General features: G+C 40.7%; 27 protein-coding genes. 14 read left to right on the top strand and 13 right to left on the bottom strand.

Annotated elements, in window-relative coordinates:
• Positions 1–3: 3 nt before the first annotated feature.
• The 7 genes from R1T16_RS06145 to R1T16_RS06115 all read right to left on the bottom strand — a co-directional run bounded on the left by R1T16_RS06145 (position 4) and on the right by R1T16_RS06115 (position 4,314).
• Positions 4–702: a TlpA disulfide reductase family protein gene (locus tag R1T16_RS06145; RefSeq protein ID WP_317500217.1), complete on the bottom strand. Its 699-nt coding sequence runs from the start codon at positions 700–702 to the stop codon at positions 4–6.
• 98 nt (positions 703–800) lie between these two features.
• A complete protein-coding gene (locus tag R1T16_RS06140; RefSeq protein WP_317500216.1) occupies positions 801–1,208 on the bottom strand; it encodes a hypothetical protein in 408 nt (135 codons plus the stop codon).
• 77 nt (positions 1,209–1,285) lie between these two features.
• Entirely contained in the window at positions 1,286–1,606 is a 321-nt protein-coding gene (locus R1T16_RS06135) for a hypothetical protein (protein ID WP_317500215.1), read from the bottom strand.
• The gene (locus R1T16_RS06130; protein ID WP_317500214.1) at positions 1,606–2,565 is read right to left on the bottom strand and encodes a zinc-binding alcohol dehydrogenase family protein; all 960 of its coding nucleotides are present in this window, start codon (positions 2,563–2,565) and stop codon (positions 1,606–1,608) included. Before R1T16_RS06130 ends, R1T16_RS06135 begins: the two co-directional genes overlap by 1 nt.
• Before the next feature lie 74 nt (positions 2,566–2,639).
• Positions 2,640–3,128, bottom strand: coding sequence for a Crp/Fnr family transcriptional regulator (locus R1T16_RS06125; protein ID WP_317500213.1), 489 nt, complete (start codon positions 3,126–3,128; stop codon positions 2,640–2,642).
• Positions 3,129–3,234: 106 nt separating this feature from the next.
• Positions 3,235–3,696: a GyrI-like domain-containing protein gene (locus R1T16_RS06120; protein ID WP_317500212.1), complete on the bottom strand. Its 462-nt coding sequence runs from the start codon at positions 3,694–3,696 to the stop codon at positions 3,235–3,237.
• A gap of 78 nt (positions 3,697–3,774) precedes the next feature.
• A complete protein-coding gene (locus R1T16_RS06115; RefSeq protein WP_317500211.1) occupies positions 3,775–4,314 on the bottom strand; it encodes a DUF2892 domain-containing protein in 540 nt (179 codons plus the stop codon).
• 179 nt (positions 4,315–4,493) lie between these two features.
• On the opposite strand from R1T16_RS06115, the gene rpmH reads away from it, so the two are divergent.
• The 3 genes from rpmH to R1T16_RS06100 all read left to right on the top strand — a co-directional run bounded on the left by rpmH (position 4,494) and on the right by R1T16_RS06100 (position 9,895).
• Positions 4,494–4,655, top strand: a complete 162-nt coding sequence (gene rpmH, locus R1T16_RS06110; RefSeq protein WP_057669770.1) for a 50S ribosomal protein L34 — start codon at positions 4,494–4,496, stop codon at positions 4,653–4,655.
• Positions 4,656–4,822: 167 nt separating this feature from the next.
• The gene (gene carB, locus R1T16_RS06105; RefSeq protein WP_317500210.1) at positions 4,823–7,675 is read left to right on the top strand and encodes a carbamoyl-phosphate synthase large subunit; all 2,853 of its coding nucleotides are present in this window, start codon (positions 4,823–4,825) and stop codon (positions 7,673–7,675) included.
• A 177-nt stretch (positions 7,676–7,852) separates the two neighbouring features.
• Positions 7,853–9,895, top strand: a complete 2,043-nt coding sequence (locus tag R1T16_RS06100; protein WP_317500209.1) for a CotH kinase family protein — start codon at positions 7,853–7,855, stop codon at positions 9,893–9,895.
• A 71-nt stretch (positions 9,896–9,966) separates the two neighbouring features.
• Here R1T16_RS06100 and R1T16_RS06095 read toward each other — a convergent pair whose 3' ends face one another.
• Both R1T16_RS06095 and R1T16_RS06090 read right to left on the bottom strand, forming a co-directional pair.
• Positions 9,967–10,860: a lytic transglycosylase domain-containing protein gene (locus tag R1T16_RS06095; protein ID WP_317500208.1), complete on the bottom strand. Its 894-nt coding sequence runs from the start codon at positions 10,858–10,860 to the stop codon at positions 9,967–9,969.
• A gap of 15 nt (positions 10,861–10,875) precedes the next feature.
• Positions 10,876–11,544 (bottom strand): alpha/beta hydrolase, encoded by a 669-nt coding sequence (locus tag R1T16_RS06090; RefSeq protein WP_317500207.1) that lies wholly within the window; start codon positions 11,542–11,544, stop codon positions 10,876–10,878.
• A gap of 117 nt (positions 11,545–11,661) precedes the next feature.
• Between R1T16_RS06090 and R1T16_RS06085 the strand changes: the two genes are divergently transcribed.
• Genes R1T16_RS06085 through R1T16_RS06065 form a run of 5 tightly spaced genes read left to right on the top strand, consistent with a single transcriptional unit; the run spans position 11,662 to position 14,599 of the window.
• Positions 11,662–12,381: a pirin family protein gene (locus tag R1T16_RS06085; protein WP_317500206.1), complete on the top strand. Its 720-nt coding sequence runs from the start codon at positions 11,662–11,664 to the stop codon at positions 12,379–12,381.
• A 2-nt stretch (positions 12,382–12,383) separates the two neighbouring features.
• Positions 12,384–12,668: a GNAT family N-acetyltransferase gene (locus R1T16_RS06080; protein ID WP_317500205.1), complete on the top strand. Its 285-nt coding sequence runs from the start codon at positions 12,384–12,386 to the stop codon at positions 12,666–12,668.
• Positions 12,669–12,682: 14 nt separating this feature from the next.
• The gene (locus R1T16_RS06075) at positions 12,683–13,399 is read left to right on the top strand and encodes a 3-ketoacyl-ACP reductase (protein ID WP_317500204.1); all 717 of its coding nucleotides are present in this window, start codon (positions 12,683–12,685) and stop codon (positions 13,397–13,399) included.
• A gap of 6 nt (positions 13,400–13,405) precedes the next feature.
• A complete protein-coding gene (locus tag R1T16_RS06070; RefSeq protein ID WP_317500203.1) occupies positions 13,406–14,041 on the top strand; it encodes a class I SAM-dependent methyltransferase in 636 nt (211 codons plus the stop codon).
• Between the two features lie 24 nt (positions 14,042–14,065).
• A complete protein-coding gene (locus tag R1T16_RS06065) occupies positions 14,066–14,599 on the top strand; it encodes a hypothetical protein (RefSeq protein WP_317500202.1) in 534 nt (177 codons plus the stop codon).
• 70 nt (positions 14,600–14,669) lie between these two features.
• On the opposite strand, the gene mtaB is transcribed toward R1T16_RS06065, so the two are convergent.
• Entirely contained in the window at positions 14,670–16,040 is a 1,371-nt protein-coding gene (gene mtaB, locus R1T16_RS06060; protein ID WP_317500201.1) for a tRNA (N(6)-L-threonylcarbamoyladenosine(37)-C(2))-methylthiotransferase MtaB, read from the bottom strand.
• An 88-nt stretch (positions 16,041–16,128) separates the two neighbouring features.
• On the opposite strand from mtaB, the gene R1T16_RS06055 reads away from it, so the two are divergent.
• The 5 genes from R1T16_RS06055 (at position 16,129) to R1T16_RS06035 (ending at position 20,825) form a co-directional block, all read left to right on the top strand.
• Positions 16,129–17,730 (top strand): ABC transporter substrate-binding protein, encoded by a 1,602-nt coding sequence (locus R1T16_RS06055; RefSeq protein WP_317500200.1) that lies wholly within the window; start codon positions 16,129–16,131, stop codon positions 17,728–17,730.
• 121 nt (positions 17,731–17,851) lie between these two features.
• On the top strand, positions 17,852–18,271 hold the full coding sequence (locus R1T16_RS06050; protein WP_317500199.1) for a PepSY-like domain-containing protein: 420 nt from the start codon (positions 17,852–17,854) through the stop codon (positions 18,269–18,271).
• Positions 18,272–18,357: 86 nt separating this feature from the next.
• Positions 18,358–19,029, top strand: coding sequence for a response regulator transcription factor (locus tag R1T16_RS06045; RefSeq protein ID WP_317500198.1), 672 nt, complete (start codon positions 18,358–18,360; stop codon positions 19,027–19,029).
• Complete coding sequence (locus R1T16_RS06040; RefSeq protein WP_317500197.1) at positions 19,029–20,306, top strand: HAMP domain-containing sensor histidine kinase; 1,278 nt, start codon at positions 19,029–19,031, stop codon at positions 20,304–20,306. Before R1T16_RS06045 ends, R1T16_RS06040 begins: the two co-directional genes overlap by 1 nt.
• A 75-nt stretch (positions 20,307–20,381) precedes the next feature.
• On the top strand, positions 20,382–20,825 hold the full coding sequence (locus R1T16_RS06035; RefSeq protein ID WP_317500196.1) for a PepSY-like domain-containing protein: 444 nt from the start codon (positions 20,382–20,384) through the stop codon (positions 20,823–20,825).
• Between the two features lie 51 nt (positions 20,826–20,876).
• On the opposite strand, the gene R1T16_RS06030 is transcribed toward R1T16_RS06035, so the two are convergent.
• The 3 genes from R1T16_RS06030 to R1T16_RS06020 form a co-directional block, all read right to left on the bottom strand.
• Complete coding sequence (locus R1T16_RS06030; protein WP_317500195.1) at positions 20,877–21,497, bottom strand: thermonuclease family protein; 621 nt, start codon at positions 21,495–21,497, stop codon at positions 20,877–20,879.
• Positions 21,498–21,534: 37 nt separating this feature from the next.
• Positions 21,535–22,713 (bottom strand): GlmU family protein, encoded by a 1,179-nt coding sequence (locus tag R1T16_RS06025; protein WP_317500194.1) that lies wholly within the window; start codon positions 22,711–22,713, stop codon positions 21,535–21,537.
• Positions 22,714–22,944: 231 nt separating this feature from the next.
• Positions 22,945–23,217: a type B 50S ribosomal protein L31 gene (locus R1T16_RS06020; RefSeq protein ID WP_317500193.1), complete on the bottom strand. Its 273-nt coding sequence runs from the start codon at positions 23,215–23,217 to the stop codon at positions 22,945–22,947.
• 251 nt (positions 23,218–23,468) lie between these two features.
• On the opposite strand from R1T16_RS06020, the gene R1T16_RS06015 reads away from it, so the two are divergent.
• Positions 23,469–24,059, top strand: coding sequence for a DUF4199 domain-containing protein (locus tag R1T16_RS06015; protein WP_317500192.1), 591 nt, complete (start codon positions 23,469–23,471; stop codon positions 24,057–24,059).
• The last annotated feature ends 6 nt before the right edge of the window (positions 24,060–24,065 follow it).

The following is a 24,065-nucleotide window of genomic DNA, read 5'->3' as shown; positions in this document are numbered from 1 at the left end:
AAACTATTTAGTGTCGTCGTCGGCATCAGGATTTTTTATCATAATGGTAGATAAGCCTTCGAGGTAGGAATTATAATTAAGGTCAAATGATTTTTGGTACTGCTGCTTTTCTAACGTTTTGAAAACCCCACAGCGCCTGATATCAACAATTTTACGGTTGGCGTCAAGAAAATATGATGTAGGAAAGCCCAGTGTATGTTTTAGAGCTGCCACTATCCGTGCATCTGTTTTATAATATTCGTGTGCATAGCAAATGGTTATCCTTCCACTGAATTTTCGGGCAATCTTTTTCATCTTATCTTTCCTGTCCCAAAACAACACGACGATCTTGACATCCTTTCCATATTGCCGTGCCAGCTTGTTAATTGCAGGAATCTCTCCCTGATTGGGTACGCACCATGACGCATAAGTAAGCAGGAACAACGGTTTCTTTACAGAACTTAGCCTGAGCCTTGGCCCTGACGATTTTTTTAGCGAAATATTGTCAAATGTAGTGCCTACAAGCCGATTCTGCACAAGCGAATCAAACAGGAACTCCCCCCTCTCTAAATCCCCCAGTGCAAAAGCGAGCGTACTTTCTTTTTTATACTGTGCAAAATTGATTTTTATGGCATTAGAGAAATAAAGTGTATCATCGGCTGCCTGGCTTATGGCAGTTGACGAAAACAGGAGAAATAGTATAAGGTGCAATAAATTTCTCATTGTATTGGCTAAATTGATGAGTAAATTTAGTTAAATTTTTAACATCAAATGTAATAATTAAATGATATTTACGTTTAGCACGTGTAAAAAATCTTACATCAATCCAGGATCTCATCTACCCCATCATATATAAAATCGTTAGAGATGGGATCTAATGAAAAATTCAGGTTCTCTAATAAGGTATGTTCATACCCTTTTCCCTTATTTGCAATTACATCGGCAATAATGTTGTCTGGTTTAGTAACAGCGATAACTGCTTTAGCGCACAATTTATCGCCATAAATATCGACACTCAACTGCGGAACACCATTTTCCTCCTGATACCCCGATAATGTAATACTGACATTTTCAGCAGCCTTAATTTCTTTAAGGAGCTCCTTTTTATAAGTTTCAGTATCGGGTTTTCCACTGCTAAGCATAGGGTTAGCATTAATACATTCGTCTTTGTTACATGATGTAACAGCCGCCAAAATTGCGGTAACAAGTACAAGTTTTACAATTTTCATAATGGTGATTTTTATGAAAAACGCAATTATAGGTATTATATTACAAAATATATTCAAAAAAACACCTTGGCTATAGATTAAAGGCTGTTTAAAAATTCCTGGGCTTTAAAACCTACCAGCCGGCGTCCGGCGTTGTCGCCATTAATCCATTCACCAATACTGAAAAGATCAAATAAACCTACTTTCACTAGTGTTGGTATAGCTGCTTCAAGCTGTGACACTATTTCGCCGCGTTCTCCATCATTATATAATCTTACATTGTGCAGCATCGCAGCGACCGTACCCGTCTGCACGGCAGAACCGTCTTTAAGCTTTACAAGCGGCAGTTGCTCGCCTGCGGCTACGATCTTTTGGTTGATTTCCGAAAGATCAGCATTGTTCTCCTCTTTTTTCATCATTATATTTTAATTACGATTCGGCTTCCCGGCTTTTCGGTTTGCGACCATACCGTTTCTACATCTTTAAGTTCAGTCATCTCAAGGTCAATTTTTATTTTACCTTTTGCTGCAAGTTCAAAAACTTTTGGCAGTTCCTGTTCCATATAGTTATGGATATCGGCAAATGGTATACTCCCTATACCTGAACCAAGAAACTCAATTTGCGTGCTCCTTAACAGTGCAGATTGCAGGCTGATGTTCGCGCCAGCCATATTACCTATCGTAACGATCTTTAGCCTGCGCGGAGGCAGCGACTTAAAAGCATCAAGGATAAGCTCAACAGGATGCCCCCATACATAATCAAGTACAATATCTATGGGAGTCTGAGCGTGCGATTCCTGTATCTGTTTAATTATGGCACTATCCTCCTGACTAAGCGAAATAACCTCATCGGCTCCAAGGGCTTTCAGTTCTTCAAGTATGGCTTGGTTACGCCCCGTAACAATAACTTTTGCAGCTCCTCTTAACTTAGCCATTTGTATAGCAACCTTACCTGTAAACCCGGTTGCGCCGTTTATAAGTACAGTCTGCCCAGGCTGAAAACCTGCCCTGTACAACAATGCAGCATCAGAACCTACGAGGGCGTTGGGCAGCGCCGCGGCCGTTTCAAAATCCAATCTATCCGGAATAATGGCCCACTTTCCGTTTTCTACCAAAGCCTGTTCGGCAAGCATTCCGGTTTTACCCCAGGCATATGTCTTAGTACCATCTTCTAATATTCCTGCGCCATCTATACCCACAACTACAGGTAAAGACGGATAAGAAGTGTAGTGCTTTCCCGCAGCCTTGCCTTTATCCAGATTTTTAAGCGAGAATGCTTTTACGTTTATCAGAACTTCATTTTCACTATTTGGAACAGGAGCATCAAAATCCTCGTAAACGGGATTTCTGCCCAACTGATGTAAAACTGCTGCTTTCATAATTATTAATTTTAAAGCAAAGTTCGGCAGCCGCCAACGGTCAGGCGATAACAATTGTTAATAAATAAAAATAGTTATTTCCTGTTGCGGATTCGGCTCAACGATACGGGAGTAATACCAAGGTAAGATGCAATATAATGCTGCGGTACGCGCTGCAAAATATGCGGATGATTTTTAAGGAGTTCGTAGTAACGTTCCTGCGGTTTGTTCTTAAGATACGAAAGCATGTGCTTGGAATAGTAAAAGAAACGTTCCAGCAGCAGCTGATCAAACCAATTCTTGAAATCGGCATCCTCTTCAATCAGCTTCAGGAAAAGTTCCTTACCCATAACATAGAGCGAGCAGGGCTCAAGGCTTTCCATAGTAAATTCGCTGGGCTGTCCTGTTAGCAGGCTCTCCATGGATGCTACGCCTTTGCCTTCAAAAAAGAACTGAGTGGTTATTTCGTTACCATTATGGTTGGTCCACATCCGCAGGCATCCCGATTGTACAAAGTACATAAACTTCGAACTTTCGCCTTCTTTCAGCAACACGGTTTTCGCCGGAATGGTTATCTCTTCCAAATTGTATGTTTGGATAAGGGAGAGTAGGTTTATAGATTGGGGTGCGGACAAGGTTTTTTATTTTCAAATATACTAAAAACAAAAAACCGCCATAAGGCGGTTCCTGTTATTTTACAGAAAGATAAATGTCAATTTCGGCATTCATCCAGTCTTTGCTTTTAGAATCATATACTTCAAAGTCGAAGCCATAAGCACGGTTACTGTCGTCTTTTTTCCAGATCTCCTGCCACGCATCGGCAACACAGGTAGGCATCTGTCCTTTTGCCACTTCTATCTCATAGGTTTGCTCAGGTATGGTAATGGTTTCCATGCCGGCAGGCACTTCGGTATCATCGCCCACAGGGCAGCCAATGAAATACGCATACGGTTTGGTATAATCACCATCGTAGTCATAATACACTGCATAGATATCTTTATTAAGCTTGCCTTTTATCCTTGGCGCCATAAAACTGCCGCTAAAGTGCTGCCATAGTGCGCCGCAGTCTTCTGCTGCTTTTCCGTTTTCGTTTGTAGTTTTAAATCCAAGGGAAACCCCTATAAGCTTTACAGCCGGTTTTGTGATTGTCATTATTTGATTTGATTGAATTGATGTAAAAATAATAAAAAGCAACTAAACAAAAACCGCCCTCATGGGGCGGCTTGTGTTTTAATATCTTCTCTGCTGAACCTGCGGCCCTTTTTTCATTTGCGCCTTCATCATGGTGATCTGTTCTTTTAGCATTCCCTGTTTATCCAGCCTTTTAGCCTCAGCAAGCAGTTTCTCAGCTTCTATCTTACGGTTCTTGCTCATTGCAATACCGGCGAGGTTCAGTTTTGCCATAGCAAGATCCTGATCCATGCTTAATCCAAGCTCTACCGCTTTCTTAAGGTATTTCTCGGCAGCATTAAGATTAGTCTGCGAAAGCATCAATCCGTTAAGGTAGTTATAGTAGCCCTGCTGTTTGCGCACGAGTGCCGTTTCAGGATTCTTTATCTTATCCAGCAGTTTTTTAGCGCCGTCAAAATCCTGTTTCCTTAACTTAAGGAATGCCAGCAGTATGTATTCGTTTTTAAAGTATAATGCAACAACAACAAGTGTTATAAGGAGTATAAAAATACCATTTCCTATATTACCTTCTGTAAACTGCCATACGGCAGTGATAACTAATAAAGCTGCAATTGCAAGCTTAATATTTTTATTGAACATATTTTTGTTTTATTTTTGCGGCACAAAGGTAAGAAAACGTAATAAAAGGAATTGAAAATATTTTTTTAAAAACTTCTTGCAGACAAAAAAAACCTTTGTATATTTGCACGCGGTTTTGGAAAGACGGTCTTCCTGATGCCCGAGAAAAGATATTCACTAAGATTTAAAGATACAAAGCAATGAGCAAGAGAACATTTCAACCATCGAAAAGAAAAAGAAGAAACAAACACGGGTTTATGGACAGGATGTCTTCTCCTAACGGAAGAAAAGTACTTGCTCGCAGAAGAGCTAAAGGAAGACATAAATTAACTGTATCTTCTGAACCAAGACATAAAAAATAATGTTTGTATAAAGCATACATAAAGGTGTTACTATTATAGGTAACGCCTTTTTTTATACCTAATCAGGAAATGGCCCCGCTCACAAAGGGGCATTTTTTTGAAAATAAAACACTAAATTTGCAAACGCTCCCACAGAGCAAACATTAATACAACTTTCAAAAGATACAATGCCTAAAGACACTTCAATTAAATCAGTTTTGATCATCGGTTCAGGTCCAATCGTAATTGGACAGGCCTGTGAGTTTGACTACGCCGGATCGCAGTCCGCACGTTCAATCAGGGAAGAAGGTATAGAGGTTATCCTGATAAACTCTAACCCGGCTACCATTATGACAGACCCTTCAATGGCTGACCACGTGTACCTTAAACCTCTTACTACAAAATCTATTGTAGAGATATTAAAGGCACACCCAAATATTGATGCGGTACTTCCTACAATGGGAGGACAAACGGCACTTAACCTTTGCCTTGAGGCTGAGGAAAAAGGCATCTGGGCCGACTTTAATGTAAGGCTTATAGGTGTAGATGTTAATGCAATTAATATTACAGAAGACAGGGAGCAGTTTAAACAGCTTCTTGAAAGAATAGAAATTCCTGCTGCACCGGCTAAAACAGCCAACTCTTTTCTTAAAGGTAAAGAGATAGCACAGGAGTTTGGCTTCCCGCTGGTTATACGCCCTTCTTTTACGCTGGGTGGTACAGGGGCAGCTTTTGTACACCACAAAGAAGATTTTGACGAACTGCTTACACGCGGTCTTGAAGCTTCACCTATCCACGAGGTACTTATTGACAAGGCCCTTTTAGGATGGAAAGAATATGAACTTGAGCTGCTTCGAGATAAGAACGATAACGTGGTTATCATCTGTTCTATCGAAAACATGGACCCAATGGGTATCCACACCGGAGACAGTATCACTGTTGCGCCTGCAATGACCCTTTCTGACAAGACATTCCAGAAAATGAGGGATATGGCAATCAAGATGATGCGAAGCATCGGAAACTTTGCCGGAGGATGTAACGTACAGTTTGCTGTAAGTCCTGACGAAAAAGAAGATATCGTAGCTATCGAGATTAACCCTAGGGTATCAAGGTCTTCAGCGCTTGCTTCTAAAGCTACAGGCTACCCAATCGCTAAAATCGCCTCTAAACTGGCTCTTGGTTACAACCTTGACGAACTGCAAAACCAAATAACAAAATCTACCTCAGCTTTATTTGAGCCAACGTTAGACTACGTTATCGTTAAAATACCACGCTGGAATTTTGACAAATTTGAAGGTGCCGACAGAACTCTTGGACTACAGATGAAATCGGTAGGAGAGGTTATGGGTATCGGGCGCTCGTTCCAGGAAGCGCTTCACAAAGCAACACAATCCCTTGAAATTAAACGTAACGGACTTGGTGCCGACGGTAAGGGATATACAAACTACGAGCAAGTAATAGAAAAACTTACTAATGCAAGCTGGGATCGTGTGTTTGTGATTTATGATGCTATCGCAATGGGAATCCCATTAAGCCGCATTCACGAAATTACAAGGATAGACATGTGGTTCCTTAAACAGTATGAGGAACTTTACCTTCTTGAAAAAGAAATATCTACCTTTAAAATAGACGATCTTCCTAAAGAACTGCTTCTTGAAGCAAAACAAAAAGGATTTGCTGACAGGCAGATAGCGCACATGATGGGATGCCTTGAAAGCCAGGTGTACAACAAACGTGAAGAAATGGGCGTTAAGCGCGTTTATAAACTGGTTGATACCTGCGCCGCAGAATTCCAGGCTAAGACGCCTTACTACTACTCTACTTTTGAAGCTGAGATAGAAAAAGCTGACGGAACGAAGTACGTAAGCAATGAGAGTGTAGTATCAGACAGGAAAAAAGTTGTGGTACTTGGATCTGGCCCTAACAGGATCGGACAGGGTATCGAGTTTGACTACTCTTGTGTACACGGTGTACTTGCCGCGGCAGAATGCGGTTATGAAACCATCATGATCAACTGTAACCCTGAAACAGTTTCAACTGACTTTGATACAGCTGACAAGCTGTACTTTGAACCTGTATTCTGGGAACATATTTACGACATCATTCGTCACGAAAAACCTGAGGGTGTAATCGTTCAGCTTGGTGGGCAGACTGCCCTTAAGCTTGCCGAAAAACTTGACAGGTATGGCATAAAAATATTAGGAACAAGCTTTGATGCGCTTGACCTTGCTGAAGACAGGGGCCGTTTCTCTGACCTGCTTACCGAACTCGGAATTCCGTTCCCACAGTTTGGTATCGCAGAAAGTGCAGACGAAGCTTCTAAACTGGCAGACACACTGGACTTCCCGCTGCTTGTTAGGCCATCGTATGTACTTGGCGGACAGGGAATGAAGATTGTTATCAACAAGCAAGAGCTTGAAGAGCATGTTATAGACCTTCTTAAGAGCATACCGGGCAACAAACTGCTTCTTGACCACTACCTTGACGGAGCCATTGAAGCAGAAGCTGATGCTATCTGCGACGGAGAAAATGTTTACATCATTGGCATCATGGAGCACATAGAGCCTTGTGGTGTACACTCGGGCGACAGTAATGCTACACTGCCTCCATTTAACCTTGGAGAGTTTGTGATGCAGCAGATAAAAGACCATACTAAGAAAATCGCTATAGCGCTTAAAACAGTAGGCCTTATCAACATACAGTTTGCAATAAAAGATGATACGGTTTACATTATCGAGGCTAACCCAAGAGCATCACGTACGGTTCCGTTTATTGCAAAAGCATATGGAGAGCCTTATGTAAACTACGCTACAAAAGTAATGCTGGGCCACAACAAAGTGACCGACTTTACCTTTAACCCGCAGCTTAAAGGGTTTGCCATCAAACAACCTGTATTCTCTTTCAACAAGTTCCCTGGTGTTAACAAACAACTTGGCCCCGAAATGAAATCTACAGGAGAAAGCATCCTTTTCATAGACGATCTTAAAGACGACCAGTTCTACGAACTGTACTCAAGAAGAAAAATGTACCTGAGCAGGTAATATTGCTTACAGTATAATCTATAAAGCCCTTTGTAATTACAGAGGGCTTTTTTATTAGCTTATCCTAAAATACAATAATACAAGTAAAAATGTCTGAATCGCAAACAGTGTTATGGTAATGCTACGTTTATGTAAATGAATTAATTATATATTTGTTAAAAAAACACGAAACACTCAATGGAAAAACATTTACGTATTGCAAAAAAGATTACGGTTCCATTTTTACTTTTGCTTGGAACTATTTGCTCTGGACAGGTCAACTTTACCGATAGCAACCTGCCAATCTTTATCATCACTACAGATATTGACCCCGCTACCGGTCAGCCGATGGAAATTCCGAATGACCCAAAAGTATGGGCAGACCTTAAGATCATTTACCACCCAGACGGAAGCCGTAACTACGTAACGGACCAGGATTCGCCTGAATTTCTGAATTATAATAACCGTATTAAGATTGAACTTAGGGGATCCAGTTCTCAATGGATTGAAAAAAAGCAATACGGATGGACGACCTATGACGCTGCCGGAGCAAAACAGAAGGTAAGCCTTTTAGGCATGCCAAAGGAAAATGACTGGATACTTAATGGCCTGGCGTACGACGCTTCGCTCATGCGTGATTACATAAACTACAACCTTACGCGCGCGCTTGGCCAGTATGCTACCCGTACACAATACTGCGAAGTGGTTATTAACGGAGACTACAGGGGACTGTATATCCTTCAAGAGAAAATAAAGGATGCATCGGAACGTGTGAATATTGAGTCTATCTCTGAAGATGATACAGAAGGCGTTAACCTAACGGGTGGCTATATAACCAAGGCAGACAAGACAACAGGTGGAGACCCTGTTGCATGGACAATGGACTCTTATGCAGGCTTGACCGATTTTATACATGAACTGCCAAAACCCGAAGACGTAACCGACGAACAACAGGATTACATACACGCGCAATTTACAAGCCTTGAAACAACCGCAGGTGCAGAAAACACCAATCCCGCAAACGGCTACACGTCTATAATTGATGTACCTACATTTGTAGATTTCATGATTATGAATGAGTTTTCATCTAATGTGGATGCATACCAGATAAGCACCTATTTTCACAAGGACAGAGGAGGCAAACTAAGGGCAGGTCCGGTATGGGATTTTAATCTGTGCCTTGGCCTTGATGTTTTTGGAGACAGGAGCCTTACTAATGTATGGCAGTTTGATAATAGTGATAACACCGGTGCAAAATTCTGGAGGGACCTGTTTGACGAGCCAACTTACAAATGTTATTTCTCAAAACGATGGAGCCACGCTACAACGCTGGGACAGCCATTAAACCCACAGAGTGTTAATGCTTTTATAGACGCAACAATTGAACTTATTGAAGAAGCCGCCGTGAGGGAACAACTTCGTTGGGGAACCGTACCGGATCTTCAGGGTGAAGCGGATGCCATTAAAGATTTTGTTGCAGAACGAATTGAATGGATAACGGATAATACCGGAGGCTTTACAGGCTGTACTAGTCAGCTGCCTTCGTTAGTAATTAGCGGCATTGATTATAATCCAGGTGAAGACGATACTTTCCCTGAATCAGACAATCAGGAGTTTATAGAAATTACAAATACAGGTACAACAACAGTAGACCTTACAGGTATCTACTTAAAGGAACTGGGGGTATCCTACCAGTTTTTACCTAACAGCGCTATTGCTGCAGGGCAAAAAATATATATTGTCTCCAATACATCTGTATTCGAGTCTAAATACGACTTAACTGCTTTTGGACAGTTTGTGCGTAATATGCCAAACAGCAATCACGACCTAGTGCTTGCCGATGCCTTTGGCAACAATATTGACGAAGTACATTATTACGACAGCGCGCCATGGCCTAACGCCGATGGCAACGGAAGTTTTCTTCACCTTACAGATAACGGTCTTGACAATGCACTGGCCTCAAGCTGGACTGCAACAAATACAGCTGCACTTTCTGCAAAAGCATTTACTGCCTCTAAGGTAAAGGTGTATCCTAATCCTGTGGGCGATGTACTGAACATCACTTCCGACACAACAATTACAAATATAGAAGTGTACGATATTTACGGAAAACTGTTGCTGCGTTCGAGCGCAGGCGGCCAATATGAATCTTTAGCTTTTGGCAGCTATGCTTCGGGTATTTATTTTATAAAAATTCACGGAGATAAGGGTACAAAAACACAGAAAGTGATTAAAAGATAAGATATATTAAAACGAAAAAATCCTGCCATGCTGCAGGATTTTTTCGTTTTATAGAAATATATCCAATAAATTTAATAGCCTTTGGTTGGTATTTCAAGAACATATTTTTTACCGCCGGTAACATCAAGTTTCTTATCCCTTAGCCACGGGTTATGTATTTTTAATATTTTGTAGTTGATGCCCTGTTCTTTTGCAAACACAGCAAGATCTGGGATGGAAGACGTAACCTCTACGGTGCGCGAAGGCAGGGTTTGGTACAATTCCTGTGGCTGCATTATAAAGTTATACTGCTCAGGGTGCTTCATAATTTCCTTAAGTGCAAGTATCCTGAAAACGTAACGCGCAGTCTCGTCAGTAAGCAGCAAATCATAATAATTTGTTACCCCCTGAAAAGTGATCTGCTTATTTACCCCCCCTACTCCGCCATTATAAGAAGCAGCTGCAAGAGTCCACGAACCAAATTTTTTGTAGGCATCATTAAGGTATCGGCAGGCAGCCTCAGTAGATTTTTCAAGATGGTAGCGTTCATCTACAATCTCGTTAACTTCCAGTCCGCGCTCCTTCCCTGTATCAGGCATAAACTGCCATACACCCCTAGCCCCAGCCGGAGACACCACATTAACAAGTCCGCTTTCAATAACAGCCAAATACTTAAAATCATCAGGGATGCCATTGCGTTTTAGTATGGGTTCAATAACAGGAAATGCACGGTTAGCACGTTTAATTATAATTTTTGTAGTAGCGTCAAGGTTAGCATTTACAAGTAATTCCCTGTCAAAACGCTCTTTTACGTCAGATATATTCAATGGAGTCTTTTCGCCTGCAAAATCAATTTCAGCAGGAAAACCATACTGCTTTCTTACCGTTGTAGATTTTTCCTCCTTCGTAGAATATGCTGTATGCACCACCATGCCGCCCATAAGCATCGCAGATGTTATGATTCCGGCTTTTTTAATCAGTTCCATTGTATGTGTGTTTTTTTAATTTTTGTCTTCTAAAATAATATCCGGCAAATTCTCATTAAGCCATTTGTACTTATTGATGATCATAATATGCTTTCCTCCTTTTACAGGAATAAATCCCTTAATATACTTTGGAGGAAAAACCTCATCGGCATCACCGTGAATGTGCACCACGTTATCATCGGGCTCACACCTGTTCCAGTTTATAATTGTTTTAAACGCCCAGTCAAGGTATTTCTTATCCCTTACTGCCATAAATTTTTCGTACAGGTTAAGCCTTCGCGTTACAGCATTGTTGCTCACAAACATCTGCGAAAGCCAGCCTATCTCCTGCATAAGCCGCGTAGGGAACAAATAGTAAATACGCGTACGCTTTGCAAACCGCATCCTTCTTGGAAATTCAGCATTACATTTTACGCTCGAGATGATAATTACTTTTCTCGTCTTTACAAGCTTTGCCATTTCCTGCACCAGCACACCGCCAAACGACACTCCTATAAGCACCGGATTCTCATGTTTGATATTCTGTACTATGCGAGCTGCATAATCTGCTATGGGTTCATTCTTATTCGGTATGCACCATTCCAGATAGAACATTTCAAAACGATCGTCAGGCAGTTTTATATTTTCAAAAATTAGAGGGCTTGCCGCCAGCCCGGGCATAAAATATACAGGTATCCTGTCCATTTACTGTGTTTTAACGCTTAGTGGGTACTAACAATCAATTTTTATTCCGAAATTTGTATAAAATTAAAGTTTTTCCGGCAGATGTAACCGGCAGGGATTTTAATTTACCAATAACTTATGAAGACAAGACTATTTCCTAAAAGCGAGAGAGGTACGGCAAACCATGGCTGGCTTCAGGCGAACTTCTCTTTTTCTTTTGGCCCTTACCATAATCCTGGTATGACACAGTTTGGCATGCTGCGCGTGCTGAATGATGACACTATTGCTGCCGGAATGGGTTTTGGTACCCATCCGCATGATAATATGGAAATCATTACCATACCTTTAGAAGGTGGTTTAACACATCGTGACAGTATGGGCAATGAAGCCACCGTCAGGTTTGGTGAAGTACAGATAATGAGTGCAGGTACTGGTGTACAACACAGCGAATTAAATGCCAGCCAGTCCGAGCAGGCAAAAACATTGCAGCTATGGATATTTCCTGATATGGAAAATGTTACACCAAGATACGGCCAAAAAGGCTTTAACCTTGACGACAAGCGCAATAGCCTTGTAAATATAGTATCTCCCGAAGATAAAAATGATGGTAATGCCTTATGGATCCATCAGCAGGCATTTTTACACCTCGGTGTTTTTGATGCCGCACAGCATATACAATACGATGTAAAAATTCCGGGTAACGGACTTTACCTCTTTTTGATAGAAGGCCAGCTCGAAATTAATGGTCAAACCGTTAATGAGCGTGATGCCTTTGGTGTAATAGAATTCGACAGCCTTGCTATTGAAACTAAAACGCCTGCCAAAATATTAACCATAGAAGTACCAATGAAGTTTTAATTATGGAAATCAAAGACAACGAATTTTCAAGACAGTTTGAAACCACGGCCGACGGCAAATTGCTTACGATAGAATATTCTGTGCAGGAGCGCAAACTGTTCCTTACAAAGGTAAACCTGCCGGATGGATTTGATAACGATGAGCTTTTATCTGAATTCATTAAAACTATTCTGGACACCGCCGAAGAAAGAAGGTTCAGGATTGTGCCTACCCACCCTAAGGTGGCTGCTTTTTTCAGGAAAAATCCAAAATATAAAGAATTGCTTCCTCCGGGAATCCGTTTATAATAAATCAATATACAATGCAAAGTTTAAAAAATAAAACTGCACTTATAACGGGTGCAGGAAAAGGTATTGGCAAAGCAGTAGCCATTGCCCTTGCGCAAGAAGGCGTAAACCTGGTTTTGACAGCACGTACTAAAGCTGATCTTGACCAGACTGCTGCAGAAGCAGCTAAATTTGACGTAAAAACACTTGTCGTCACTGCCGATATCGCCGATATTAACTCGGTAAACGAAGCTGTAGCTTCGGCAATTAATGAGTTTAAAACCATAGACATCCTTATTAACAATGCAGGAATAGGCAAATTTGGTAAATTTCTTGACCTTACACCAGATGAGTTTGAGAACATCATAAAGATCAACCTATTTGGTATTTATTATGCAACCCGTGCCGTACTACCGGGAATGATAGAACAAAAAAGTGGCGATATCGTAAACATATCTTCTACAGCAGGCCTTAAAGGCGCACCGCTTACCAGTGCTTACAGCGCTTCAAAGTTTGCCGTATTGGGCCTTACAGAATCGCTAATGCAGGAAGTGCGTAAACACAACATAAGAGTAACAGCGCTTACACCAAGTACCGTTGCAACTGATATGGCAAAAGACCTTAACCTTACTGACGGAAACCCTGATAAAGTAATGCAGCCTGAAGACGTTGCTGATCTTATCGTGCTTCAGCTTAAGCTAAACAAAAGAGTTGTCGTTAAGGAAAGTAGTATTTGGTCTGTAAATCCGTAGCCATAAATGGAAAGTATTGACTGCCCGCTATGCAGCGGAACATCCAGCCACTACCATACACAAAGGCAGAGGGAATTTTTACAATGTTCCCTTTGCCTTTCGGTTTTTACGCATCCTGATAATTACTTAACCTCAGATGAAGAAAAGGCACATTATGAATGCCATAATAATGACCCGGCCGACATCCGCTACCAAAATTTCCTTAGCCCGGCCATCAATGCTGTTTTAAGGGACTATAACCAAAGTGAGAAAGGCCTTGACTTTGGATCAGGAACGGGTTCACCTATTGTAAAAGTCCTCTCAGACAACGGTTATAATATTAACCAATATGACATTTTCTTTCATAACGATCCTGAAAAATTAAACTTTAGCTACGACTATATCACCTGTACCGAAGTTGCCGAGCATTTCAAGGAGCCCCTAATCGAGTTTAAGGCATTGCGTAATATGCTTAAACCAAACGGAAAGCTGTATGTAATGACAGATATGTTTGATGAAAACCGTGACTTTGCTACCTGGTATTACAAAACCGACCTTACTCATGTTTTTTTATATCATCCTAAAGCTTTTGAATGGATAAAAGACAACATCGGTTTTAAAAATGTTACTTTTGATAAACGGCTGATAGTCCTTGAATCATAAACTAAAACCAACCCATCGCTACCTATGAAATTTGATAAGATAATTGTGTCTGAAAATGCGTTTAAAAGCGCTGAAACAACTGATATAATAAACTCTAACATTGCTATTGTAAACGTAATGCGCGAAGAAGGCATTAAAGATGAGGACATACATGAAGACGCGTTACTGAGCTACTACCTTGATTATTATACCTCGCAGGTACACAACAGCGGCTTTGCACAATTTGTGCATCACTCTAAATGGACAGAAGATCTGAACACTATACTTGAGAAAGCTTTTGTAAAGGTGGGATCTCAAGAACATCTCGACTTCTTTTTAGCCCAAACTGAAAAGATCGATGCGCTTACCCACAAGGAATTTGACGGTTTTCTGGATCAGGAATTTGGTAAAAGCCCGGTTAAGCAAAAACTGGACGACGATGCGTATTTTGAAATTAAAGAAGGCCTTGTTGCACTTAATGCAGCTTTTCTAAGAAATCACCCTGACTTAAAGGCACTGCCTATAGAGGCAATTTATAAGGAAATTGAAAATGCTGTAGGTAAAGAGATCAAACGATAAATACGCAGCATTAAATTAGAAAGGCCTCTAAAATTTCTTTTAGAGGCCTTTCTAAATAATTATTTCTGACTTAAGCCGAAATATCTTTAAAAATACTTGTAGTTATGGCTTCCTGCTGCGGATTAACAAACTCCATTCTTACCATGCCATCTTCATCTATGGTGGTAAGCTTAATTTCATGGAGGGTATTTACCAGTTCAGGATTCCATGGCGTTTTTACTTTCACATAGTTCTCTGTAAATCCGTGGATGTAGCCTTCCTTGTTTTCGCTTTCAAAAAGCACAGTGCGAGTTGTTCCCAACTGGCTTTCGTAAAAAGCACGGCGCTTTTTAACCGACAGTCCCCTTAGCATCTTACTTCGCTTAGCGCGAACATTGGCAGGTACTTCGCCCGGCATGCTTGCAGCAGGCGTATTGTCCCTTTCAGAATAAGTAAATACGTGCAGATAAGAGATGTCCATTTCATTAAGATAATTGTAGGTCTCAAGGAAATGCTCATCAGTCTCTCCAGGGAAACCAACAATAACATCTACCCCGATACATGCATGCGGCATAACCTCGCGTATCTTATTTACGCGCTCAGTGTACACTTCACGAAGGTAACGGCGGCGCATCAATTTAAGGATATCATTACTCCCTGATTGAAGCGGAATATGGAAATGCGGCACAAACGTGCGGCTTTGCGATACAAATTGTATAGTCTCATTTTTAAGCAGGTTTGGCTCAATAGAGGAAATACGTAAACGTTCTATTCCTTCTACCTTATCAAGCTCCTGAACCAGCTCATAAAAAGTATGTTCGTGTTTTTTATTGCCAAATTCACCCTTACCATAGTCACCTATGTTTACACCGGTAAGCACTATCTCTTTAATATTTTGCTGGGAGATTTCTTTGGCATTCTTCAATACGTTCTCTAATGTATCGCTTCGTGAAATACCACGTGCCAGCGGAATAGTACAATAGGTACATTTATAGTCGCAGCCATCCTGTACTTTAAGAAAAGCACGGGTACGATCGCCTATCGAGTAGCTGCCCACATAAAAGTCGGCCTCAGATATTTCGCAGGAATGCACCTCTCCCATATCGTTCTTGGAAAGGTCATTGATATAATCGGTAATCTTAAATTTTTCGGTAGCGCCCAGAACAAGGTCAACGCCATCTACGGCGGCAAGTTCTTCGGGTTTTAGCTGTGCATAGCAGCCTACAGCGGCAACGAATGCCTTATCGTTTTTTTTAAGTGCCTTTCGTACAATCTGCTTGAACTGCTTATCGGCATTTTCGGTAACCGAGCAGGTGTTTATAACATAAATGTCTGCCGCCTCGTCTTCAAAATCCACACGGTCGAAACCGTCATCCTGAAAACTGCGGGCAATGGTAGATGTTTCTGAAAAGTTCAGTTTGCATCCAAGCGTATAAAAAGCGACTTTTTTCTTGTTTTCCATTGTACAAGCTACTTGTAAAGTAGTAACTTTAATTATATTTACCCTCTGTAAAAAAGAGGTTGCAAATTTACACACAAAAATCGACTTGATGAAATCAATAATACACTATATATCAATTTGTTGCTCATTATTATTTTTCTCTTCATGTAGTAAAACAAACTCTGACACCCGCGACAGCCTCGTTTTTCGCTATAACGAAAATGCCGCCGTTAATTCCCTTGACCCGGCATTTGCTAAAATCCGTCCGTCAATATGGGTCTGCAACCAGTTATTTAACGGACTGGTACAGCTTGATGACAGCCTGAACATTAAACCCGATATTGCCAGAGCGTGGACTATCTCGCCTGACGGCAAGACTTATAGCTTTACGCTTCGCAAGGATGTCTATTTCCACAAGAATATCTTATTTGGCAACGACAGCACGCGTACTGTAAAAGCATCCGACTTCACCTACAGCCTTAACCGCCTGCGCGACGAGAATGTTGCCGCACCCGGAGGCTGGATATTGCAAAATGTAGACACCTTCAAGGCCATAAACGATTCGGTTTTCGAAATAAAACTTACTAAAACCTTTCCCGCTTTTTTGGGATTGCTGACTATGAAATATGCGTCGGTAGTGCCGCATGAGGCATTCGACAAAAAAGGCTATGACTTTAGGTCAAACCCTATTGGCACGGGTCCGTTCCAGTTTAAGATATGGGAAGAAAATGTAAAGCTGGTACTGCGTAAAAACCCAATGTATTACGAAACGGACGAACAGGGCGTCCGGCTACCCTACATGGAAGCCGTCGCAGTTACCTTTTTGCCCGATAAGCAAAGCGGATTCCTTCAGTTCGTTCAGGGCAAGCTTGATTTTGTGTCGGGGCTTGACCCATCGTATAAAGATGAGATTCTTACGCCAAAAGGCCAGCTTCAGCCTAAGTATGCCAAAGATGTGAAAATGATTACCGGTCCCTATCTTAATACAGAATATATGGGTTTCAGGCTTGACGGTCCTGATAAAGCTGTGAAAGACAAGCGCATACGCCAGGCATTGAACTATGGGTTTGACCGTACCAAAATGATACTTTTCCTTCGAAATGGTATGGGTACCGCCGCTACAGGTGGTATGATCCCGACGGGATTGGGTGGTTTTGGTGCCAAGGGCTATGATTTCGACATTGAAAAAGCCCGAAATCTCGTTGCAGATTATAAAAAACAAACCGGAGACAGCAACCCAAAGATACAGATGAGTACCAGTGCCTCTTACCTTGACATTGCCGAATACCTGCAGCGCGAATGGCAAAAAACTGGTCTAAATGTAGAGGTAGATGTAAATCCTCCTTCTACGCTTACGCAATCCATATCTACCGGAAAGGTCTCATTCTTTAAAGCCAGCTGGATTGCCGATTATCCTGATGCCGAAAATTATCTTTCTTTATTCTACAGCAAAAACTTTTCACCGGGCGGCCCTGATTATACTCATTTTAAAAATGAAAATTTCGACAAATTATATGAAGCCGCCTTTTTAGAGACCGACGATAAAAAACGCAACGAACTCTACAAACAAATGGATGCCCTAATGATAGAGGAAGCGCCTGTTATCCCGCTGTTCTATGACAAGGCTTCGCGCTTTACCCGTAGCAATGTTTCAGGCTTAGGAATTAATCCGTTAAACCTACTGGTATTAAAGAGGGTAAAAAAATCCTGACACACTTTCGCAACATTTAAGTTAAATTCTGTAGTATTATGTTAAACATGCTGCAAAAAATTACAGCACGTGTATTTCGCGCGCTTTTTTTGGTACCTTAGGAATATAAAAAAATGCTGTTATGAAAAAATTGCTATCTCTTATCGCCTTTATGGCTATTACACTTACGATGCAGGCGCAGGAAACAGTATACAGGTCTGAAATGCCATCCGGGGCAAGATCACTGCTATCAAAATTCAGGAGTCCTTTTCATCATGCTGTAAAGATGGATACTGATGATGCAACAATATACAGCATTACCCTAAACGATAATACAGAGATAAAATTTGCCGATAATGGCAGTCTTACCATTGTAGATGGCAAAGGAAAACCCATTCCTTATAAATTCCTGAACAAACCCATTGCCGAGTACGTAAGGACTAATTATGCTAATGACAGCATAACAAGAGTAGAGATGTGCGACTCAGAGTGCAAGCTTGCCCTTAGCAACGGTAAAGCGCTTAAGTTTGACAGCAAAGGTAAATTTATCGCCAATAACTAAACTACTTTTCCTAAATCTTTCCAGAATTGAACAATACCTTGCAGGCATAATCTGTATATTTGGTATACAATGCAATGCGCTGTAGTATGAAAATTCTAATCATTGAAGACGAACAGGGACTCAGGGAAGTGATCCAGCAATCACTTGAAAAAGAAAAGTATATCGTAGAAACTGCCTATGATTTTATATCCGGTATGGATAAGATAGGCGCATACGACTATGACTGTATCCTGATAGATATTATGCTTCCGCACGGAAGCGGCCTCGACCTGGTTCGTGAAGTAAAAAAACTCCGAAAAAAAGAGGCGGTAATTATCATTTCTGCTAAAAATGCGGTAGACGACAAAGTTGCCGGACTTGACCTCGGTGCCGATGATTATCTTGCAAAGCCTTTCCATCTGGCAGAACTGCATGCACGTATAAAATCGGCTATTCGCAGAAAAAGCCACGATGGCGACACCGCTATTACATGGAATAACCTCAGATTGTCTCCTGAAGAAAGAACCGTATTAGTAGACGGTACACCACTTACACTGAACAGAAAAGAGTTTGACCTCCTATACTATTTCATTATAAACCCTAACCGCCTTATCAACAAGACTGCTTTAGCAGAATCGGTATGGGGAGATTACATGGACCAGGCCGACAATCTTGATTTTGTATATTCTCAGATAAAGAACCTTCGCAAGAAATTAAAAGATGCAAATGCCGAAGCCGATATACAGGCAGTATACGGCATGGGCTATAAAATGAGCTGATGAAACTTCGCAATTATACACTTCGCTATCTGATTATTGCTCTTTTAGGTGTTATCGCCATTTGGGCAGGGCTGTTCTATGCCGTTATACTGGACGAAGTGTACGACAATATAGATGACGGACTCAAAAACTCCAAGATACTCATAATCCGTGAGGCATATGCCAATGAAAAAGTATTGGAAACCAAGGAATTTGGTATCAATCAATACAAGATGACACCCTTACCGAAAGGAACACTTTATGATTTCTCCGATAAATTCATCAGCACGTTTGAGTTTATGGAATATGATGATGATAACGAACCGGTGCGCCTGCTGGAAACTGTTTTTAATGACAAAAATGGAAATCCGTATAAGCTAACGATAAGAGCATCCATGGTCGAGGAAGATGAATTGCTCGAGGACCTTCTTACTGCTCTCGTTGCTTTGTACATCATGCTGGTAATAAGCATTGCCATTATAAACCAGATCATATTGCGTAAAGCATGGAAATCATTTTATGAGATGCTAAACGGGCTTAAAAACTTCAGGCTTGGCACAGGCAATTCTTTTACAGCACCTCACTCTCCTATTTCAGAATTCAAGGCCTTAGGCACTGAGCTGGAAGATCTTTTAAAACGCAACGAGGCCATTTATGCCAGCCAGAAACACTTTATTGAAAATGCATCGCACGAGCTGCAGACACCTCTCGCCATAAGCCTTAATAAACTGGAGCTGTTTGCCGAAAACAATACCCTTCCCGAAGACCAAATGATGGAACTCGGTAGGATAAGTGATACCCTGAACAGGCTAGTACGCCTTAATAAGTCGCTCCTAATGCTTTCTAAAATAGAGAACAGGCAGTATGCCGATGAAGAAAAAGTAAATTTTAATGCGCTTGCAGAACAGCTCGTTGAAGACTACCAGGACCTTACTGAATACAAGGACATTAAACTGAATATTAATACACAGGAACAGCTAACATTCAGTATGAACAAAGGACTTGCGCTCACCCTCATCAGTAACCTGCTTAAAAATGCTATTGTTCACAACCATAACGGCGGCACAGTAAACATTATACTTGATACCCGCAGCCTTACCATCAGCAATAGCGGCAGCAGCCAGTCATTGGATAAAGAAGCCGTTTTTAAACGTTTTTACAGAGATACAACTAATGAACAGTCTACCGGACTGGGGCTCTCTATCGTAAATTCCATCATTATAAATTACAGGCTTACTGTAGATTACAGCTTTAACGGATTACATACTTTTACAGTAACCTTTCCTGAAACAGCCTAAAAAGTTTTTATTTTTCCTAATTGTTTCCAGATTCAGGATATAAGTTTGTAGTAGAAATTTAAAACAATATATATCATGAAAACGAAATTTAATTTTTTAGCAGCACTGGCTTTTACCGTAGCATTAAGCTTTACGGCATCAGCTCAAAAAAGAAACATAACCCTTAAAGAACTTCCCGCACAGGCACAAACCTTTCTCGCCAAGCATTTTCCTAACCAGGCTTCATCGTATATAATTGAAGACAAAGGCTACATTAATACAGATTATAAAGTAATGCTGACAGGCGGTACAGAAATTGAATTTGACGGCAAGGGTAACCTGGATGAAGCCGACGGAAACAAAAAAGCGATTCCTCTAAGCATACTTCCTAAACCTATAGCTGCTTATATTACTGCCAACTATAAAGGACAGGAAGTAGAGAAATTTGAGAAGGAAAAATGGGGCTACAAAGTTGAATTTTTAAATGACCTTGAACTGAAGTTTGACAGCGCAGGTAAATTTATTGGAATTGATGATTAATCTGTTACACCTACATAAACACAAAAGGCGCTTAATGAGCTCCTTTTGTGTTTATTGATTAGAAACCTGCTGTTTCTTTGTACGTTTTTCTTTTCGCCATTCCCAGGGCGCCTGCGCATGGGCATCGGCCCAAAGGCCTGCATGGGCTTCGCGGGCTTCATCCTCAATCTGAGACAATTCTTTACTTTTAGAGTACTGCTTGTAGTGCCAGGCATAACCTGCTTTTATCATTTCGCGGTTTACATTTATGCTGTCGGCCGTAATAATGGTACCCACTACACGCTTGTAACGATCTCTTTTTCCTGTTGAGATGACAGTAACTTCTTTGCCAAAACACAGGTCTGACGCATATTGTTTGGCATTTTTACCAAAAGCCTGCGATTTTTCGGGGCAGTCAATGTCTGCAAGGCGCACTTTTTCGGGCTGTCCGTCAAAAAGTACTTCAAAGGTATCACCGTCTTTAATTGCGGTAACTTTTCCCGTAAAGGTAGTAAGCTCCCGCAAAGGCGTGTTATCTTTACTTGATTTAGCCTCATTATTTTTTATTTCTGTATCCTGGCGCTTAGGCTGATGCCTGTGCCTGCCCGGACCGAATACCATATAAAAGCAGAAAGCCAGCAAAAAAAGCAGGCTTCCTGAAATATATTTTTTTTTAGATTTATTCTTCGCCAATTGAAATTGTTACATTAAAAATTAATGAAGCATTACATTAATCTTCTTTTCTCCATTTTTTGCTTTCTTCAAAAATATGCTCCATGATAGCGGCATCTTCATCGGTAAACTCAACATCGCGTCGCGACATAACAATCTTAGCGGTATCAAAAGCTTTTTTAGTTACATAAGTCGTAAAGCCCGATGCACCGCCCCATGAAAAACTCGGCACATAATTGCGCGGGAAGCCGCTGCCAAAAATATTAGCGCTTACACCTACCACTGTACCAGTATTGAACATGGTATTGATACCCGACTTACTGTGGTCGCCCATCATAAGGCCGCAAAACTGAAGTCCGGTTTTCACGAAGCCCTCTTTTTCATAGCTCCAAAGCTTAACTTCCTCGTAGTTATTCTTAAGGTTAGAGTTGTTGGTATCGGCACCAAGATTGCACCACTCGCCAAGGACTGAATTTCCTAAAAATCCGTCATGCCCTTTATTAGAATAACCAAACAGTACAGAGTTGCTAACCTCCCCGCCAATCCTGCTGTGAGGGCCAACGGTTGTAGCGCCATATACTTTGGTTGCAAGCTTAACCTGTGCCTCTTCGCAAAGTGCAAATGGCCCGCGGATAACAGAATTCTCCATTATCTCTGAATTCCTGCCAATGTATATAGGTCCGGTTGATGCATTAAGGGTAACAAACTCAAGTTTTGCACCCTCCTCTATAAATATGTTTTCAGCTGCGATAACATTCACGCTTGACGGAATTGGCTGCGAAGTGCGCCCTTCGGTCAAAAGTTCAAAATCTTCCCGTATTGCTGCATCGTTCTTTTTAAATATATCCCACGGATGCTCTATCTTCAGGCATTCCTCAGTAAAATCTATGATCTCATAGGTATCAAAGTCAACTTCCTCCTGAGAATCCTCAGTATAGAAAGCAATTACATCCTCTCCCTGAAATATAGCCTGGTTCACCTCAAGCGCTATAACCATTTCGGCAAGTACCTCGTTAGGCAGGAATGATGCATTTATCATGACATTCTGCTCCATCTCTATCATTGGGAACTTTTCCGAAAGGTATTCTTCAGTAAGTGTCGTGGTGGTATAACCAAGGTATTTCTCCCACTTTTCGCGGATGGTAAGTATACCTACACGAATATCGGCAACAGGTCTTGTATATGTAAAGGGAAGCAGGGCATTGCGCACCGTTCCGTCAAAAAGGATATAGTTCATTGTATCGGTTGTAAGTTAACGTTTCAAAGTTACAAAGTTTAAAAATGAATTTAGCCACGAATATTAATAAAATATACAGTCACGAATTGCACTAATTCTGTACTCTCAAAACAATTGTTTATGGGTCTAATAAAATCGTTTGTGAAAATTAGTGTAATTTGTGGCTGGAAACTATCCACAAAAAAAGCCTTCCGTTTCGGGAAGGCTTTTAGTATAATGTAAAGAGTAAAACTATTCTTCAGTTTTAGTCTCTGGCTTGCTGAATTTAGCATATTTAGTTTTGAACTTGTCAATACGTCCTGCAGTATCGATAAGTTTAGATTTACCAGTGTAGAAAGGGTGAGAAGTTCTTGAGATCTCCATTTTCACTACAGGGTATTCAACGCCTTCGTGTGTAATTGTTTCTTTAGTGTCAGCAGTAGATTTAGTGATAAAAACGTCTTCGTTAGACATGTCTTTAAAAGCAACTAATCTGTAATTTTCCGGGTGAATACCTTTTTTCATCTTGATAAATTTTTATTGTTTTGGCTATACCTCATTTTGAAGCTTCCTTTACGAAAGGTGTAAACAGTGTTTAGCTTTTTGTTTTTTAAACTTTTAATTGAGAGTGCAAAAGTACATTTATTTTTTTAATAACAAACACTTACTTTATTTTTTTTAAGTGTAACACAACTACATTTTTGTAGACCTATAATAACGGAATTAGTATATTTGTGGATTATTTTAAGCAACCAATCAAAAATCAAAAACAAGACATGGAAAAAACAGTAACTATTGAGAAGCCGAAGCCTGCAAAATCAATCACCCAATTTGGGTTGATATTCGGTGTTATAATGATCGCTGAACTTTCAATAATGTATATACTTAAGCCTGATCCTATCGAAAATGGCTGGGTAGGCACTATGAATAATATACTTAACTTTTTTGTATTTACAAGTTTATTTATAGCACTTGCCTGCACAAATTACAAAAAGGCAAACGGTGGGTATATCACTTTTGGCCAGTGCTTAAAGATTGGTGTTGGCGTATGTGCACTGGCAGCGTTAATCTATTCTGTTTTCTATTTTATATTTACGCTTATCTTCCCTGAATTTATACCTGAAATGTTAGAGCAGGTTAAAAGGGTTACAATTCACAACAGTCCGCAAATGACTTCAGAACAGTTAAAAATGTCAATGTCTATAATCGAAGCTACAATGCAGCCTTATGCCGCAGCACCTCTTACAATAATCATGTATTCGTTTATGGGACTTATCATATCATTAATCGTAGGCGCCATCGTTAAAAAAGAAAATCCTTATGGCGACTTTACACCACCAAGTGTAGACAATATAGGAGCTGAATAATATTAA

The sequence above is a fragment of the Flavobacterium sp. DG1-102-2 genome, from assembly GCF_033042555.1.
Lineage (GTDB): Bacteria > Bacteroidota > Bacteroidia > Flavobacteriales > Flavobacteriaceae > Flavobacterium.
Note: the sequence above shows the minus strand (reverse complement) of the source record. Positions and strands in the feature narration are given on the sequence as shown.